This window comes from Acinetobacter sp. CIP 51.11, from assembly GCF_000369665.1.
Lineage (GTDB): Bacteria > Pseudomonadota > Gammaproteobacteria > Pseudomonadales > Moraxellaceae > Acinetobacter > Acinetobacter lwoffii_S.
Genome location: NZ_KB850129.1, coordinates 965,161 through 982,131 on the forward strand (window position 1 = coordinate 965,161; position 16,971 = coordinate 982,131).

At 43.6% G+C, this 16,971-nt stretch carries 16 protein-coding genes; 8 read left to right on the top strand and 8 right to left on the bottom strand.

The window, feature by feature from the left end:
• Positions 1 to 45: 45 nt before the first annotated feature.
• Positions 46 to 543: a thioesterase family protein gene (locus F894_RS08300; RefSeq protein WP_005247090.1), complete on the bottom strand. Its 498-nt coding sequence runs from the start codon at positions 541 to 543 to the stop codon at positions 46 to 48.
• A gap of 105 nt (positions 544 to 648) precedes the next feature.
• Here F894_RS08300 and hemB point away from each other — a divergent pair, with 105 nt between their 5' ends.
• Positions 649 to 1,662, top strand: coding sequence for a porphobilinogen synthase (hemB, locus tag F894_RS08305; protein ID WP_004279288.1), 1,014 nt, complete (start codon positions 649 to 651; stop codon positions 1,660 to 1,662).
• Between the two features lie 15 nt (positions 1,663 to 1,677).
• Complete coding sequence (gene thiO, locus F894_RS08310; RefSeq protein ID WP_005247092.1) at positions 1,678 to 2,802, top strand: glycine oxidase ThiO; 1,125 nt, start codon at positions 1,678 to 1,680, stop codon at positions 2,800 to 2,802.
• On the opposite strand, the gene F894_RS08315 is transcribed toward thiO, so the two are convergent.
• Both F894_RS08315 and F894_RS08320 read right to left on the bottom strand, forming a co-directional pair.
• Positions 2,791 to 3,696, bottom strand: coding sequence for a TIGR01777 family oxidoreductase (locus F894_RS08315; protein WP_005247093.1), 906 nt, complete (start codon positions 3,694 to 3,696; stop codon positions 2,791 to 2,793). The genes thiO and F894_RS08315 overlap by 12 nt on opposite strands.
• A gap of 153 nt (positions 3,697 to 3,849) precedes the next feature.
• On the bottom strand, positions 3,850 to 4,308 hold the full coding sequence (locus F894_RS08320) for an ABZJ_00895 family protein (RefSeq protein WP_004646142.1): 459 nt from the start codon (positions 4,306 to 4,308) through the stop codon (positions 3,850 to 3,852).
• A gap of 469 nt (positions 4,309 to 4,777) precedes the next feature.
• Here F894_RS08320 and F894_RS08325 point away from each other — a divergent pair, with 469 nt between their 5' ends.
• The 3 genes from F894_RS08325 to F894_RS08335 are packed head-to-tail and all read left to right on the top strand — an operon-like array spanning position 4,778 to position 10,749.
• On the top strand, positions 4,778 to 6,031 hold the full coding sequence (locus F894_RS08325; RefSeq protein ID WP_005247094.1) for an exonuclease SbcCD subunit D: 1,254 nt from the start codon (positions 4,778 to 4,780) through the stop codon (positions 6,029 to 6,031).
• Positions 6,032 to 6,040: 9 nt separating this feature from the next.
• On the top strand, positions 6,041 to 9,637 hold the full coding sequence (locus tag F894_RS08330; protein WP_005247095.1) for an AAA family ATPase: 3,597 nt from the start codon (positions 6,041 to 6,043) through the stop codon (positions 9,635 to 9,637).
• A gap of 2 nt (positions 9,638 to 9,639) precedes the next feature.
• On the top strand, positions 9,640 to 10,749 hold the full coding sequence (locus tag F894_RS08335; RefSeq protein ID WP_005247096.1) for an acyltransferase family protein: 1,110 nt from the start codon (positions 9,640 to 9,642) through the stop codon (positions 10,747 to 10,749).
• A 31-nt stretch (positions 10,750 to 10,780) separates the two neighbouring features.
• Here the strand turns inward: F894_RS08335 and F894_RS08340 are convergent, their stop codons facing one another.
• Entirely contained in the window at positions 10,781 to 11,470 is a 690-nt protein-coding gene (locus F894_RS08340) for a YggS family pyridoxal phosphate-dependent enzyme (RefSeq protein WP_005247098.1), read from the bottom strand.
• A gap of 123 nt (positions 11,471 to 11,593) precedes the next feature.
• On the opposite strand from F894_RS08340, the gene F894_RS08345 reads away from it, so the two are divergent.
• Together F894_RS08345 and F894_RS08350 are read left to right on the top strand one after the other, a co-directional pair.
• Positions 11,594 to 12,631: a type IV pilus twitching motility protein PilT gene (locus F894_RS08345; protein ID WP_004279279.1), complete on the top strand. Its 1,038-nt coding sequence runs from the start codon at positions 11,594 to 11,596 to the stop codon at positions 12,629 to 12,631.
• 30 nt (positions 12,632 to 12,661) lie between these two features.
• Entirely contained in the window at positions 12,662 to 13,783 is a 1,122-nt protein-coding gene (locus tag F894_RS08350; RefSeq protein WP_004646138.1) for a PilT/PilU family type 4a pilus ATPase, read from the top strand.
• A 68-nt stretch (positions 13,784 to 13,851) separates the two neighbouring features.
• Here the strand turns inward: F894_RS08350 and fur are convergent, their stop codons facing one another.
• Positions 13,852 to 14,289 carry a ferric iron uptake transcriptional regulator gene (gene fur / locus F894_RS08355; RefSeq protein ID WP_005247099.1) on the bottom strand — a complete coding sequence of 146 codons (438 nt, stop codon included), beginning with the start codon at positions 14,287 to 14,289 and terminating at the stop codon, positions 13,852 to 13,854.
• Between the two features lie 112 nt (positions 14,290 to 14,401).
• Here fur and F894_RS08360 point away from each other — a divergent pair, with 112 nt between their 5' ends.
• Positions 14,402 to 14,800, top strand: coding sequence for an outer membrane protein assembly factor BamE (locus F894_RS08360; protein WP_004279275.1), 399 nt, complete (start codon positions 14,402 to 14,404; stop codon positions 14,798 to 14,800).
• A 100-nt stretch (positions 14,801 to 14,900) separates the two neighbouring features.
• Here F894_RS08360 and F894_RS08365 read toward each other — a convergent pair whose 3' ends face one another.
• From F894_RS08365 to F894_RS08375, 3 genes are all read right to left on the bottom strand, one after another.
• The gene (locus F894_RS08365; RefSeq protein WP_005247100.1) at positions 14,901 to 15,233 is read right to left on the bottom strand and encodes an RnfH family protein; all 333 of its coding nucleotides are present in this window, start codon (positions 15,231 to 15,233) and stop codon (positions 14,901 to 14,903) included.
• Positions 15,233 to 16,312, bottom strand: a complete 1,080-nt coding sequence (locus F894_RS08370; RefSeq protein WP_005247101.1) for a hypothetical protein — start codon at positions 16,310 to 16,312, stop codon at positions 15,233 to 15,235. The genes F894_RS08365 and F894_RS08370 overlap by 1 nt, the downstream gene beginning before the upstream one ends.
• Positions 16,313 to 16,455: 143 nt before the next feature.
• The gene (locus F894_RS08375; protein ID WP_005247102.1) at positions 16,456 to 16,911 is read right to left on the bottom strand and encodes a bacteriohemerythrin; all 456 of its coding nucleotides are present in this window, start codon (positions 16,909 to 16,911) and stop codon (positions 16,456 to 16,458) included.
• Positions 16,912 to 16,971 lie beyond the last annotated feature (60 nt).

Here is a 16,971-nt window from a genome sequence, read left to right on the forward strand (position 1 = left end):
GCACTGTTAAACAGTGCTTTTTAACTTTCTCAATTCACGATTTCATTAATAGGCATAAGACGCAATCGCTGTTGCAATCGCTTTATCTTCATCATTGACCATGGTCATGCGCATGGTGCAGCCCTTACGCCCCAAACGTAAGGTTTCTGCACGTGCAATAAAATATTTGCCACGTCCAGGCGCCAGATAATCTACCCGCATATCGACCGTTGCCAGACGCGATACTTTTTTAATGGTATCTGCAATCGTTTCCGGTTCAGCTTTTTTATACAGTTCGCCCATGGCCACAATACCACCGACACTATCCAGTACAGTTGCAGCCAGACCGCCATGCAGAATCTGGAAAGCCACATTACCAATCATGAAATCCTGCATTTCTACATAGGCCTCAATCTGGCCCTCGACCACCCGCATGGTCATGCCGTTATGCTTAAAAAAAGGAGAGCTATTAAAAGCATGTACCAGCTGTTTCAGGACTACATCAATATCCACTTTCGAGCCCAGATGTATATTACCCGTCCAGTTTCTCTCTGTCTTACTCATCACTCTGCCCGAATCCACCACAATAAAAAACCGCTAATTTATGCCCAAAAATTTGAGTTAGGGCTACAATAGAGGCCTAGTTTAATACTGATTACTGAGATTTTTATGACTTATACGTTCAATCGTCCCGCGTTTCCTGCAACTCGCATGCGTCGTATTCGTAAAAATGAACATTTACGTTCGATGGTTCGTGAAACCCATCTCGCGGCAGATCATCTCATTTATCCAGTATTTGTCCTGCCAGGACAAAACCAGACCCAAGATATTCCAAGTATGCCGAATATCCAGCGTCTGTCAGCGGACTTGTTGTTAAAAAAATCAGAACGTCTACTGGAACTCGGTGTCAATAAACTGGCGCTATTTCCGGTCACCCCACAAGAAGATAAAAGCCTGACTGCAGAAGCTGCGTGGCGTGAAGATGGTCTGGTACAAAACACCTTGCGTTTATTGAAAAAAGAACTGCCAGAAATGGTGCTGATTACTGACGGCGCATTAGACCCGTATACCACACATGGTCAGGATGGCATTATTGATGAGAACGGTTATGTCTTAAATGATGAAACGGTCGAGTGCCTTATTAAACAGGGCTTGAGCCATGCCGAAGCCGGTGCAGATGTGTTTGCTCCAAGTGACATGATGGATGGCCGGATCGGTGCGATTCGTCAGGCCTTTGAAAAAAATGGTCATATCTATACCTCCATCATGGCCTATTCAGCCAAATATGCATCAAGTTTCTATGGTCCGTTCCGTGATGCAGTCGGTTCTGCCAGCAATTTAAAAGGCGGCAATAAATACAATTACCAGATGGATGTCGGTAACCGTGCTGAAGCCCTGCATGAAATTGCGCTGGATATTCAGGAAGGTGCAGACATGGTGATTGTTAAACCGGGCATGCCTTATCTGGATATCGTCCGCGAAGTCAAAGACACTTTTGGCGTACCGACCTTTGTTTATCAGGTCAGTGGCGAATACGCGATGCTGGCTGCGGCAATTCAAAATGGCTGGTTATCTGATAGCGTTATTTTAGAATCATTGATGAGCTGTCGTCGTGCCGGTGCAGATGGTATCTGGACCTATTTTGCTGAAGAAGCTGCGCTTAAACTGAAAGACATGAAGTAAAAGGATTTCGGCGCAATGCATATTGCCATTGTCGGTGCTGGCATCACCGGTTTGATGTCGGCGCTGGAACTGCTTGAACAGGGATGTTCTGTTACCCTTTTTGATCAACAGGCCGCTGGGCAGGCTGCATCCTGGGCTGGAGGAGGCATCCTCTCCCCGATGTATCCCTGGCGTTATCCCGCTGCTGTAAATGCTTTGGCCCGACATGCCAAACCCATGTATCAGGACTGGAATCAAAAACTGCAACCTTTCACTGGTATCGATTTCCAGATTCATGAAACAGGTATGCTGATTTTTGATGAAGCCGATTTTGAAATCGGTTTAAGTTATGCCGCAACACATCAAGAGCCGCAGCAACAGGCAAAATTACTTGATCAAGCTAAACTGCAACAGATCAATCCCAGAATTAATCAGAGCAAATTCAAACAGGCGATTTATTTCCCTGAACTGGCCAATATCCGTAATCCACGGTTATTACAGTCGATCATTCGCTATTTGAAGCAGCATCCTCGTGTCACCTGGCAAGAAGACTGTAAAATCACTCGGCTCAATATTCAGCAAGGCCGTGTAAAAAGTATCTCGGATGAACATGGCCGGCTTTTTCAGGCAGATCAGTATGTGTTCACAACCGGAGCATGGTCACAATACTGGTCACAGCAACTTGGTTTGGAAATTCCGGTACAACCGGTGCAAGGTCAGATGCTGCTGTTTAAAACGCCAGAAAACTGGCTGCCGACCATGTGCATGCATAAGGTGATGTACCTGATTCCACGACCAGACGGACATATTTTATGTGGTTCCAGTATGCGTCAGGTCGGTTTTGACACCTCGCCTTCTGCCGAAATTCGGCAGGATATTTTACAGGCGTGCATCGAGATGGTACCGGAACTGGCAGATTTTCCGCTGGTCAAGCAATGGGCCGGATTAAGACCCAGCTCACCCGATGGCATTCCCTATATAGGCAGAATTCCCAAGCTACACAATGCCTGGGCCAATTTCGGACATTTCCGTAATGGTTTATGTATGGGGCCGGCATCAGGCAAACTACTCGCTCAACTTATCCTTGAACAAACGCCAATCGTTGATCCAGTTCCTTATGATCCAGTCCGTTTATTAGAGTCCAGTCATTTAGTGCTTTAGGATATTATCCAGCGCTTCTTTCAGAGTTGGATAATGAAACTGGAATCCAGCCTCCTGCAAGGCTTTGGGCTGTACATACTGACCGTTCAATACCAGTTGTGACTGTTCTCCCAGCATCATTTTCAGACTGCATGCGGGTAGTGGAAGTAAGGGTTTGCGTTTCAGAATCTGGGCCGTAGTTCGTGCGAACTGGGCCTGACTGCTTTTTTCTGGCGCGACCACATTAAAGATCTGCTCGGTTGTATCCTCGAGCATCAAGAATTCAATCGCACGCAGTACATCCTCTAGATGCACCCAGGTCACTGGCTGACGTCCATGACCAATTCGCCCGAACAGATTCAGCTTAATCGGCAATAGCATCTGCGGAAGAATCCCGCCACCTTTACCAAATACCACCGCAAAGCGAACAATCTTGGTGTTCTGGTTAGTATAGGACAAGGCCAGCTGTTCCCACTTCGCACAGAGTTCAGACATAAAAATATCTTGTGGCGGACTTTGCTCCGTGCAGACCTGTTCCCAACGCTCTGTCGGATCAATACCATAATAACCAACCGCTGATGTTGAAATAATCCGTTTCGGTCTAATCTGATTTTTTTCTAAATAATCAAAAACCTTTTTGGTGGTGTCTAAACGGCTATCCAGCAATTTCTTTTTACGCGCTGCCGTCCAGCGGCCTTGACCAATGCTTTCGCCAGCCAGATTGACCACATAATCAAGCTGATGCTGTTTTAATTCATCCAGCTGATTGATCCAATGGAAGTCCGGATGTGGTTCATGTTTATTTTTCTGACGGGTCAGCCCAATCACCCGATAATCCCGTTCCAGTAAAAAATGCACGAGATGACTGCCAATAAAACCACTCGCTCCCGTCACCAGCACTACAGGTTTATACATTCGTCATTCTTCGCCTTATTATTTTCTTGGTTTAAATTATACGCCACTCATCTTCAGCTTTTTAAACCAAGAAGATCTTTGTAGTGGAGAATTTGTATCTTTCATCATTCAATTAATTTATGAAGATCGGGTCACAAAATGATTCATCTATATTCACTGAGGCGAATGGCCAAACATTTTCTCTGCCATACGCTGGGCCTGCTTGCCATAAAACCAGTACGTCAGTAGATATAGTGGAATTGCGATCATCAGGAACATGATCAGCACAATACTCATAAATTGTGGCTGCTGTAGATACAACAGAAAGTCCTGCCAGGCATTCGGATTGGAACGGGTGGCGATAACAATACCGAGCAAGAGAAATAATAAATTATATCCCCAGTAAATCAGGCTAAACCCGAGGGTGAATTTTTTACGCTCTGCTTGGGTCGGGGCACGTTTTTGCTGTTTTAAAAATTTAAAAAGCACCCAAATCATGGCTACCAGATACGGAACAATCGTCAAGACTGCACCCATGCCCATCGGCAGCAAGGCTGCGAGTACACCGCAAATACAGGTAAAAATAAAACATATAACGAAAAACCAGATAAAATAACGACTTAGCGGCAACATATGCATGACTCAGTGATCTTCAACAAGCTAGTATAAAAAAAATCAGTTTTTTTTTCATTTTATTGTCAACCATCCACTACAGGGTGACGTTATATAGGGTACAAGGTACAAAAATTTGGACTGGCATCCACGAATTTTTGCTGACCTTTAGAGCTAAAGCAATAAGTCCAGTGTACAGGGAAATTTTGAATAGCAGCCAAAATCTTCATGTAACACAAATTTGACCGACGATTTCATCATCACTCGAATCGTCGGTTTTTATTTTTTAAAATCCCTATTTCTAAAATCTGAGGGCTTGCAGAACCTTTAATATCTGATGATCTGGATACAACCGTCCATTAATATCCATACTGATCAAAATAAATTCAGCCTCCAAATCACAAACAATTCACTGAAATATCGATTTCAAGTAGATTTTTACCTGTGCTTTTTCCTATAGTAGCAAGGCAGATATCTTGGGGTTCATTACATGGCAGTTCATTTTCTTCACACTTCCGATTGGCATCTGGGACAATTTTTCCATAACCATGACCGTGAATTTGAACATGCGCAGTTTTTGACTTGGCTACTTGAGCAAATTAAAGCAAAGCAACCGCATGCCTTGCTGATTGCCGGCGATATTTTTGATGTGATCAATCCCGCTTCCAGTGCGCAAAGACAGCTATACCAGTTTCTGGCCGATGCCCACGATCTGGCGCCACATATGCAGACCCTGATGATTGCAGGCAATCATGATTCCGGTTACCGGATTGAGCAGGTTGAACCCTTGCTGGCCAAATTTAATGCCAAAGCAGTGGGAATTGTAGGCCGCACTGCAGAAAATACCCTGAATCTGGATCGGCTGCTTATTCCTATTTATGATCAGGATAAAAATATCATCGCCTGGTGTCTGACCCTGCCCTATTTACGCAGTGCCGAAATTACCGGACTGAATGAACATACCAGCAATAACCAGAACGCGATCAGTTATCTGCATCAACAACTGATTGCCGAAGCCAAAGCCCGCAAACAGCCACATCAGGCACTGATTTTAATGTCACATGCGCACATGCAAGGTGGTGAGACCTCGGACTCCGAGCGTCCGATTATTGTCGGCAATGAAGAAGCCCTGTCGACGGCGCTGTTTGATGACGTGATTGATTATGTCGCGCTGGGGCATTTGCATAAACCACAAAAAGTCGGTCAGCCGCATATTCGCTATAGTGGCTCTCCGATTCCGCTGTCATTTAGTGAGATTAATTATAAGCATCAAATAGTTGAAGTCAGGATTGACCCTCAATTAGAAGATGAGGCACGTTTTCAGTTTGAAGCTTTGCTTATTCCACGCAGTGTACGCCTGCATCGACTCCGTGGTGAACTCAATGAAATCTTTGAGCAGATTCGAACCCTTGAACATGGGGAAATTGAAGCAATTGATCAACGTGAATATATCGATATTGAATATCATACGGCAACGCCTCCTCCACCCAATTTAAGACAAACTTTTGAAGATGCACTTCCGCCGAACCGCTATCGACTGGTGCGCATTTCACGTCAATATCAAGCTATTAATCTTGATGATGCACAAGCTCAGAAGATCCATTTAGAGCCGCCAACACCCAAAAGACTATTTGAACAGCTTTGGCTCAAACAGGGTTACAGCGCCGATGATTCGGTGCTGAAAGATTTCCTCAGCCTGATTATTGAGGCGGAAAAAAATATTGATGCTAATGAAACACCATAAGGATATGCCATGAAAATTTTATCTATTCGTATAAAAAACTTGGCATCGCTTGCAGGTGAACATTTTATTGATTTTGAAAGCAATCCACTTGCCAGTGCAGGCTTAATTGCAATTGTCGGTAAAACAGGTGCCGGAAAGTCCACGATTCTGGATGCAATGTGTTTGGCACTGTTCAATCGTGTACCTCGTTTAAAAGATAGCGATGGCAAACTGACTGATATCGATGGTTCTGAACTTCTCACCAATTCCCCATTAACTGTTTTGCGTCGCGGTACAGGCATTGGTTTTGCCGAACTAAGTTTTGTTGCACAAGATCAAAAAGTATATTCAGCTCGCTGGGAAATTAAACGTGCACGTGAAAATCCCACAGGCAAATTGCAAAGTGTGCAACGTTCACTGAAATGTCTGAGTGATGGCAATATTCTTGCCGATAAAGCCAAAGCGGTAGAAGCTAAAATTCTGCAAATTACTCAGCTGAGTTTTGAGCAATTTACCCGTGCCGTTTTATTGGCTCAATCTGAAGTGACCGCATTTTTAAAATCACGGGATACTGAACGTGGTGAACTGCTCGAATATCTGACCAACTCCAGTATTTTTGGCAAAATTGGTCAATTGGCATATGAAAAAACCAAGGAAATCGCCAATCAGCGCAAAGCTTTAGAAGTCAGACTCGGTGATATCGAGACTTTGTCGGAAGAAGATTTAGCGACTATAAGCGATCAATTCAATACAATCTGTACTGAATACAAAAAATTAGAACAAGAAAAATCGGCACTCGAAAAAAACCAGCGATGGTTTGAACAAAAGCAAAAGCTGGAAAATGATGTTCAGCAACGACAGCGTCAGCATGTGGAGCAACAACAAAAATTTGATTTACTGAATACAGAACGTGGCCGTCTAAAACAACTCGAAGTTTTTGCATCCATCCGTCCAAGTATGATCCAGCAAGAAAAAACACAAACAGAATTAGCTCGGTTAAAATCTCAAATTCAAAGTACTGAACTACAGTTTCATACCATTCAGCAAGTTTTTGAGCAAAAACAGACTGCATTTAAACAGATTGATGAACAACTCAAAGCGCTACAGCATTTTGAACACACCCATCAGCACCGTATTGACCAAGTCCGTCACTGTATTCAAGAACGTGAATTCATTGGTAAACAGTTTGTTAAAGCAAAATCTGTATTGGACGAGTTTCAAAAAGAGTTACAGCCCTTAATATTTGTACAAACTCAGCTACACAAGGAATTAGCGCAATTCAAGTCAGATCAGCAAAAACAAACCGAACAGTTGAATCAAACGATGCAACTAAGCAGTTTAGATGATGGACTTTCCGCGCATCTCACACAGTTACAACGATTTATTCAGCATTACCAAAGTTTTGAAAAACAATATGGCGATATTGCTTCTGCTAGAACTGATTTAAGTCAGAAAAAGCAGCAATTGGAATCACTACAACAACAGTATGGCGATGACCAAAAAATTGATCACCAACTATTAGAACTTCGCCGCGATCAGGCAAAAAATTTGGAGCAACAACATCAATTTAGTTTAATTCAAAATCAATTTAAACAATGGGTACAACAACGCTCTGAACAGCATCAACTGCAAACAACGTGCAATGCGCTCGCACAGCAGAGTGCCCAAAGTAAAATCCAAGTTGATTTGCAAGAACAGCAATACCAAACCCATAAACTTGAACGTGAAAACTTACAACGCATGCTGCAACAACAGCGCTTATTACATGCTGAAAATATTGAGAAATTACGCGAGCAATTGATTGATGGAGAAGCATGTTTAGTCTGTGGCAGTTTACATCATCCATTTAAAACTGACCTTTCTGCACTATCGAGTGAACTCGTCAATTTGCAAGAGCAACAAGAGCAGCAAGCGATTCAAATCGAACAAGACAGTTTTAATGCTTGGCAAAAGAGTCAGCAATTACACACACAGCAAACAGCATCTTTGAGCGAGCAGCAAAAACGTCTCGATGATTTAAATATTCAACATCAACAGCATGAACAGGCACTTTATCAAAGCTTCAAAAATGCCCAAATTCAAATAGACTTAACCCAAAAATCTGAACAGATTGAACAACAACTGCTTCAAGTCAATCAAATCCTGCAACAAGAAAAAATAACACTTGAGGAAAATATCAAACAACTCGATGAGGTTGAAAAAACACAACGGAATTTAACCCAAAATATTCAGCAAATCTCACAACAACTGTCGATCGTTCAACAAGCTGAACAGAATATTCAATACCTTCTAGACCTGCTCACTGCTGAGCAACGAAATGCTTGGCATAAGCAAACCTTAACTGTTGCACAACACATTGCACAACAATTGCATGAGCGTCAGCATCTGTTGCAGAAGCTTGAGACTTTAAATCAGCAACTGAATGAGAAAGCTCAACTACTCGCTCAAAAAAATAACGAGATTCAAGCCAAAAATAATCAGATTGAACTCGCTGAAAAAGATAAAGTTGAATTTGAGCGTCAAGGACAAGAGAACAAGGAACTTGCCGTTCAGCTTATTTTTGAGATGACGCAAACTTCGGTCGATAAACCACATGAATGGCTGACTCAACACGATGAACAGCGTAAAAATTTACAGCTGCAACATCAGAAAATACAACAAAGTTTCGAAACAGCTCGTCAACAATTTGATAGCCAACAACGGCAGCTTGATCAACTCAGAATTCAGTTGGCTCAACTTGAAACACAGCATCATGCTTGTGTTTTAGAAATCGAACACTGGTTAAATCAAAATTTAGATTTTAATCATGCTTTGATTTCACAATTAAGCCTCATTTCAACTGAAGAAACTCAAAAACTACGTCAACATATTAAAGATATCGAACATGCCTTGGTCGATGCAGCATCCGCCCTGAAAACCACACAACATCTGCTCGCACAACATTTACAAACTCAACCTGAAGTACAAATCTTACAGATTGAGCGTGCCATTGAACTGAACCTTAAAGCTTTAGCAGAGCGACAAGAACAGCGTGACCAACTTAAGACCAAGTTAGATGTTCACTACTCGAACCTAGATAAGCAAAAACAATTTGCTGAACAAATTCAGCAAATTCAAACTGAAGAATATCGCTGGAATAAAATTTCCAGTCTTATGGGGGATGCCACAGGCAAAAAATTCCGTGATTATGCGCAGCAATATAACCTTGATATTTTGCTTGAATTTGCCAATCAGCAACTCGCGATGCTGTCTCAGCGTTACACCTTAAAACGTTTAGACAACTCACTCAGTCTTGCCATTATTGACCATGATATGGATGGTGAAACCCGTTCTGTTTCATCGCTTTCTGGGGGTGAGTCATTCTTGACCGCCCTTGCCTTGTCTTTAGCAATTGCCAATATGGCTTCAGGCTCCATGAAAATAGAATCCCTTTTTATCGATGAAGGTTTTGGCACCCTTGATGCATCTTCATTACATATGGTGATGAATGCACTTGATCAGTTACAAAGTCAGGGACGTAAAGTGGTCGTAATCTCACATATTCAGGAAATGCATGAACGGATTCCAGTACAGATCCAGGTCAAGCCTGTTGGTGCAGGCGCCAGTACCATTCAGATTATAGGTTAGCGATGATTCACCCTGCCCCGAACACGCTCTCGCCCTATTTCAGCTTACAGCTTGAGAGCCTACGGGGTATCAGTGCCATTGTGGTGCTGTTCAGTCACTGCTTTCAGGCATTTATTGCGCCTTTCGATACCAGCATTTATTCATGGATACGCCTGCTTGGACAGGCTGCAGTCATGATTTTCTTTGCCTTAAGTGGCTATCTGATCGGCTATTCGATCCAGCACAACATTCATCAGCATGGTCAGTTCAATCTGCACCGTTATGCTCGACAGCGTTGCAGCAGAATTTTACCACCCTTTCTGTTTGCCATGGGGTTGACCCTGGTTCTCTATCTACTCGCTCCACTATTATTTGCCAGCCATACTCATGCTTTTCAACACAGTTTTGGCATGATGATCCGGACTGACTATAATGTAGACATGATGGAATTTTTTGGTTCGCTGCTATTTTTGAATGGCTTTGTAACACCAACGGTTTCAGCCAATGCTGCACTCTGGAGCCTGAGCTATGAAGTGTGGTTTTATGTGCTGGCCGGATTCCTACCTTTTTTAAAAAATTCGGAAATCGCCAAAATCGGATTTTTTATGGTTCTGGCTCTACTGTCATTACTGAACATCCAGTTTTTTATTTATTTTCTGGTCTGGCTTAGTGCCTTTGCCTGTTCATTTCGATATATCCAGCTACGTTTTTTAAACCGCTTACAATCGGTCAAATTAGCCCTAGTCGGCTTGGCATTTCTAATTGCCTGTTTTGATGCTTACCAGTTTCAGATGATCGATGAAACCCAGCAATACCGCGCTGCGAATTTCACCCCTTTTAATTTCTGTGTGGGTCTGGCCTTTAGCTGCTGGCTGGTACAGCTCCAGTATCAACGCAGTCATTATCATGCGGTCTGGGTTCAATCCGCAGACTTTTCCTATACCTTGTATGTCACCCATTTCCCCTTACTTTTATTTATTTTGGGCTGTATTCCGGCAACTTTAGGCTATGGTCTGGGTGGAGCAGTTTTAGCCTTGCTTACGAGTATGTTCGGCATAATAGTCTTTGCCTGGCTGATGGCTAAATGGCTCGAACCAGCCAGAAAAAAAGCGTTATCCAATACCCTGCGATAACGTTTTGCTGCAAAAAACTGACATTAGTAGTTTATACATCTTTTTTAGGCCGTGCACCAAATAGGGCTGTGCCAACACGAACCATGGTAGAACCCGCAGCAATCGCTTCGGTCATATCCGCAGACATGCCCATACTTAAAGTATCCCAATCTTCAGGATGTGCATGCTGAACTTTGACTGCATCAAATAAAACTTTGGCATCACCAAAGGATTGAGGATTATTCGGTGCTGGAATCACCATCAGGCCACGTAAACGCACATTCGGTAGTTGGCTGATCTGTGCCACTAAATCTGCAACTTCTGCCGGCTGGCAACCATCTTTGGTATCCTGACCATCAATATTCACCTGAATACAGATATTTAGTGCAGGCTGATCATCTCCACGCTGATTTGATAAGCGCTCGGCAATAATTAGGCGATCGACTCCATGTACCCAGGCAAAATTTTCTGCCAGAGCCTTGGTTTTGTTGCGCTGCACATGTCCAATAAAATGCCACTCAATCTCCAGCTCTTTCAGTGCCGTGATTTTTTCCAGCGCTTCCTGCAAATAGTTTTCACCAAAAGCACGTTGCCCGGCCTGATACATCTCTGCCAGCACGCTGCTCGGCTGGGTCTTGGAAACGGCAAGCAGTTGCACCGCATCTGCTTCGCGGCCGGCCTCAACACAGGCAGTTTCAATTTGCACTAAGACCTGATTTCGTGACTGTTGCAACATATTCATTGATGGGGTTCTCATTTCATTCATCTTTTTTTCCCTTGCCCATGAACTAAGTGTTGGTTAAGCTGTGGGAAAGCCTTATTATTCTATCAAAATAATTAACATTTTAATGAACTCGGGGACCTTATGGATATCACAGAATTGTTGGCATTTTCTGCTAAAAATGGTGCGTCGGATTTACACTTGTCTGCGGGCTTACCGCCAATGATTCGTGTCGATGGGGAAGTTCGTCGCATCAACCTGCCTGCACTGGAACATAAAGAAGTACACAAACTGGTGTACGATATTATGAACGACAAGCAACGCCGTGATTTTGAAGAAAATCTGGAAACTGACTTTTCTTTTGAAGTGCCTGGCGTGGCGCGTTTCCGTGTCAACGCATTTAACCAGAACCGCGGTGCCGGTGCAGTATTCCGTACCATTCCCTCTAAAGTCCTGACGCTTGAAGATCTGGGCATGGGACAGATTTTTAAGGATATCTGTGAATATCCACGTGGTCTGGTCCTCGTCACAGGTCCTACCGGTTCGGGTAAATCAACTACCTTGGCGGCGATGCTGGACTATATTAATGACAACCGCTATGACCATATTCTGACCGTCGAAGACCCAATCGAATTTGTGCATCAATCCAAAAAATGTCTGATTAACCAGCGTGAAGTACATCGTGATACCCATGGCTTTAATGAAGCATTACGTTCTGCATTACGTGAAGACCCGGATATTATTCTGGTCGGTGAGATGCGTGACCTTGAAACCATTCGTCTGGCTTTAACTGCGGCAGAAACGGGTCACCTTGTTTTCGGCACCCTGCATACCACCTCAGCGGCCAAAACCATTGACCGTGTGATCGACGTATTCCCTGCTGAAGAAAAAGACATGGTACGTGCCATGTTGTCTGAATCCCTACAAGCCGTAGTTTCACAGGCTCTGCTGAAGAAAAATGGCGGTGGGCGTGTGGCGGCGCATGAAATCATGATTGGTATTCCGGCGATTCGTAACCTAATTCGTGAAAACAAAGTCGCACAAATGTACTCAGCAATTCAGACCGGTGCCAACTATGGCATGACCACACTGGACCAGACCCTGAAAACACTGGTGTCCAAAGGTTTGATCAGCCCGCAAGTTGCACGTACTGCAGCCAAACAGCCAGAAGCATTTTTATAAGAAAATTGAATTGTATTGGGGTTTATATACATGGATTTTAACGGCTTACTCGATTATATGGTGGAGAAAAAAGCATCGGATCTGTTCATTACTGCCGATGTCGAACCATCCATCAAGATTAATGGTCAGATTTTACCGATTGGCTCAGTAAAATTACCGGGTGCGGCAGTAGGACAACTGCTCAATTCCATCATGACCGAAAAGCAGCGTAAAGAATTTGCTGACAGTCGTGAATGTAACTTTGCCATCAGCACACCGGATAAAAGTGCCCGCTTCCGTGTCAGTGCCTTTCAGCAACGAGATCAACCGGGGATGGTGCTGCGTCGGATTGAAACTGTTATTCCCACGATGGATGAACTCAAGTTACCGCCGATTCTAAAAGAACTGGCGATGACCAAACGTGGCATCATTATTTTTGTCGGGGCAACGGGTACCGGTAAATCAACCTCGCTGGCGTCTTTGGTCGGTTATCGTAATGAAAATTCCAAAGGTCATATCATTACCATTGAAGATCCGATCGAATTTATTCACCAGCATAAGGGCTGTATTATCACCCAGCGTGAAGTCGGCATCGATACTGATTCATTTGAAATTGCCCTGAAAAATACCCTGCGTCAGGCACCAGACGTGATTCTGATCGGTGAGATCCGTTCACGTGAAACCATGGATTATGCGATTGCCTTTGCCGAAACCGGTCATCTGGTCTTTGCTACCCTGCACGCCAACAACGCCAACCAAGCGATTGACCGGATTATCCATTTCTTCGAAGCAGACCGACATAATCAGCTGTTCATGGACTTGTCCCTGAACATGAAAGCCATTGTGGCACAGCAACTGATTCCAACCATCGATGGTAATGGTCGCCGTGCAGCGATTGAGATTCTGATTAACTCACCACTGATTGCCGACTTGATTCGTAAAGGTGATGTGCATGAGATCAAGGATCTGATGAAGCGTTCCCGTGAACTGGGCATGCAGACCTTCGATCAGGCGCTGTATGATTTGTATAAAGCCAAACAGATCAGCTATAAAGATGCGCTGAAACATGCGGACTCACCCAACGATCTGCGTCTGCAAATCAAACTGTCAGAAGAAGGTGGCAGCCACTTATTACGTGCACATTCCAATATTACCTTTGATGGTCAGTCCTGATCATCTTGAAGGCATAAAAAAACAGGCTTCCCATGAAGCCTGTTTTTTTTGTTTGAACCAAGCTCAAATTATTTTTTACGAAACACTTCCTGACATGCAGTCGCATCGCAGTAGCCATAAAGATTCAGGGAGTGACCGGTTAATTCAAAACCAAATTTCTCGGCAACGTCATGCTGCTCTTTTTCAATTGTATCATTAATAAATTCAACAACTTTGCTGCAATTTAAACACACCAGGTGATCGTGGTGATCTTCCTGCATAATTTCAAAAACTGAATGATTATTTTCAAAATTATGGCGTTCAATGATGCCGGCGGCTTCAAACTGCGTTAACACACGATACACAGTTGCTAAACCTACATCTTCGCCCTGATCGAGTAAAGTCTTGTAAATATCTTCCGCACTTAAATGATGTTGTCTTGAATTTTCTAGTAGTTCTAATATTTTAATTCGTGGAAGGGTAACTTTCAGCCCAGCTTTTCGTAAATCTTGGTTTGAAATAGTCATGTAAAAAGGTCTCTCAACAAAATCAAAGTTGGAATATGCAACAAAGTTTAGATGCAGTATGATCTATCCTTGGATCAAATGCATCATAATTAATTTGGGATAGTTTAGCAAAATGCAAAAAATCATGTTGACGTTATTCGTCACTTCATTGCTCGTCGGCTGTTCGACATTAGGTGTTTATAAAGTAGATATTCCACAAGGAACCCCTTTAACCCAAGCACAAGCCGCTAAAATTCAGGTAGGAATGAGCCATCAACAGGTGCGTTTCTTACTGGGCAGTCCAACAGTAAGCGATCCACTGAATCCTTTACGTTGGGACTACATCTATAACTATACCCCAGGAACCTACGCTAAAAAAGCCAAGATCCCGGCAGCCCAAGGCCAGCATTTGAAAATCTACTTTAACCAGTCTGGTATCGTAGAACGTGTTGAAGGTCTGGAGACGATTCCAGAATCTCAACCCGGCTTACCAGGATCAAAAGAAGCAATTTTAAATGCTCCTCCACTATAGTCGGTTTCTCATGAAAAAGCCCCTGAATCATCAGGGGCTTTTTTGATTAAGCTGATTGATTGAGCAGATCATTGAGGCTACTGCTCATTCAAGCCGCTTTCTATTCGGAAGACGGTTTCAGCTTTCTTAAAAGATTGCCTCTGGCATAACGACCCACCGGATTTTTTTCGGCACGTCTACGTCGAATATCCTTAGGATTGATGGTCAGTGCTCGGTAAATTTCCACCCGATCCCCTGCTGCCAATAGCTGCTGATGATCTTGCAAACGCACGCCAAAAATGCCCAGAGATAACGGTTCAGGCAATTCGACCTGCTCACGGATTCTACTTTGCTGAATCGCATCCAGTGCCGTCATGCCAGGCTGAAATGGCACGGCTAGATGAAATTGTTTTTCTGACGTCGCATACGCTACCCAGATCATCGCCTCACTCATCAGACGAATTGTCCTAAGACAGCAATGATTGCCAGAATAATCCCGACCGGCAACACCACACGTACTGCAATACGCCAGATGTTATAAAACGCTTCAGAGCTAAAATTCATTGATTTACGCAAATGACTGATCTTCATGATCCAGCCGGCAAACAGTGCATAGATCAAACAAATCAATAGGCCCCAGACTAACAAGACCACATTGAAAATTGGGCTTAGATTTGGAATAGCCCAGATCAGTGTAACCGCCGCCACAATCGCCCATTGAATCGCAGGATGAAGCTGGCGTTGCTGTAATTGTTCACGTGCCATTTGCAGAATTAATGCAGCAGCTGCCACCATTGCTGCGACCAGAGTAAATGCAGGAATTTGTGCTTGTACGGCAAAGAAAGCAAATGCAATGACAGCAACGAGCTGCGCAATCCAGATCGGCAATACCGTCTTGCTGGCAACATCCTGTTGTTGTAAAGCGCTCAGGCTAGATTGCCAGTACAAGCCCATGCCCAGACCACTTGCGACCAAAGCCAATACGGTGGCATTGCCCCATTCCGAGAACTCGACTGGTGTGACTTGCCATGCAGGTAGCGCAGTTCCCATCACATTGGCCAGAACCAGAGACGCCAGCACACCAATCGCTGTAACCACTAATAAAATTTGACGTGGCAGCAGTGACAAGGCCAGCGCAGCAATTGCCAATCCGATCAACAGAAGATTCGGTGTAAGATCAAGTGCAGCAACCGCCAGAACATTACTGGCATTGTTCAGCATGGCACCTGCCAAAAACGGAATAAAGATCACACTTAACCAGCCGACAATACGCCATTTCTGTGACGCATCAGCTTCACGGGTCAGCGTCGACAGCGCCTGTAATGGCGTTGTTTTAGAGCGCTTGGCCAAAGCAATTTCCAAGTAGCAGACTGGAAGCGCCAGAATCAGCATGGTGGCCAACCAGAGCATCCAGAAATCCAGCTGACGATCAATCTGTATACCGGTTATCGGTGCGAGCGTCGCGATGATAATAAACGATAAACAGAAAGCCATCAGCGGCGATAACCATTTTGACATAGCATTGTCCTGCATGATGCATTCCTATAAAAATCTAGCGCTATTTTGCCTTGTGGAGCGGTGAAAATCAAAAACAAAAAGCAAACCACCATGACAGTGATTTGCTGCGCAAAAATTATAATTAGATTTTAATTTTTGTTATCTCGTTACGTCTTTTATTATGAGAAGAAACGAGCGAACCAGTTTTTACCTGTTTTCTTTTCTTTTTCCTTGATGATACCCATCATATTTTCTTTTACGGCACCGACATAATCGGCGTCATCGTGCTGAATATGGTTAATCAGCCATTTCGATAATACTTCGTGCAGCTCTGATTCAATGGACTGTCCCAGTTCAAAACGGTCACGATAAGACTCGATTTTTTTAATAAACAGGTCATGCACACGTTTATGCGGCACCCGATATTTATAGCCGGCTTCTTCCTGAAGAGATTCCTCAAAGGTGAAATGCGACTGGGTATAATCAATAATATTATCAAGAATCTGTTTAATACGGGCACGCTCGGTATTGGCATCAATTCCATCAATTTCGTTGATATAATCGAGAATTCGTTTGTGCTGATCGTCAATCACATCGATACCAGTATTATAATCTGGAACCCATTTCATTTTCATTACGACCACCTATAAATATTAAGGACTTATAACGTGAAAATGAGCATATAGCGTATTGAT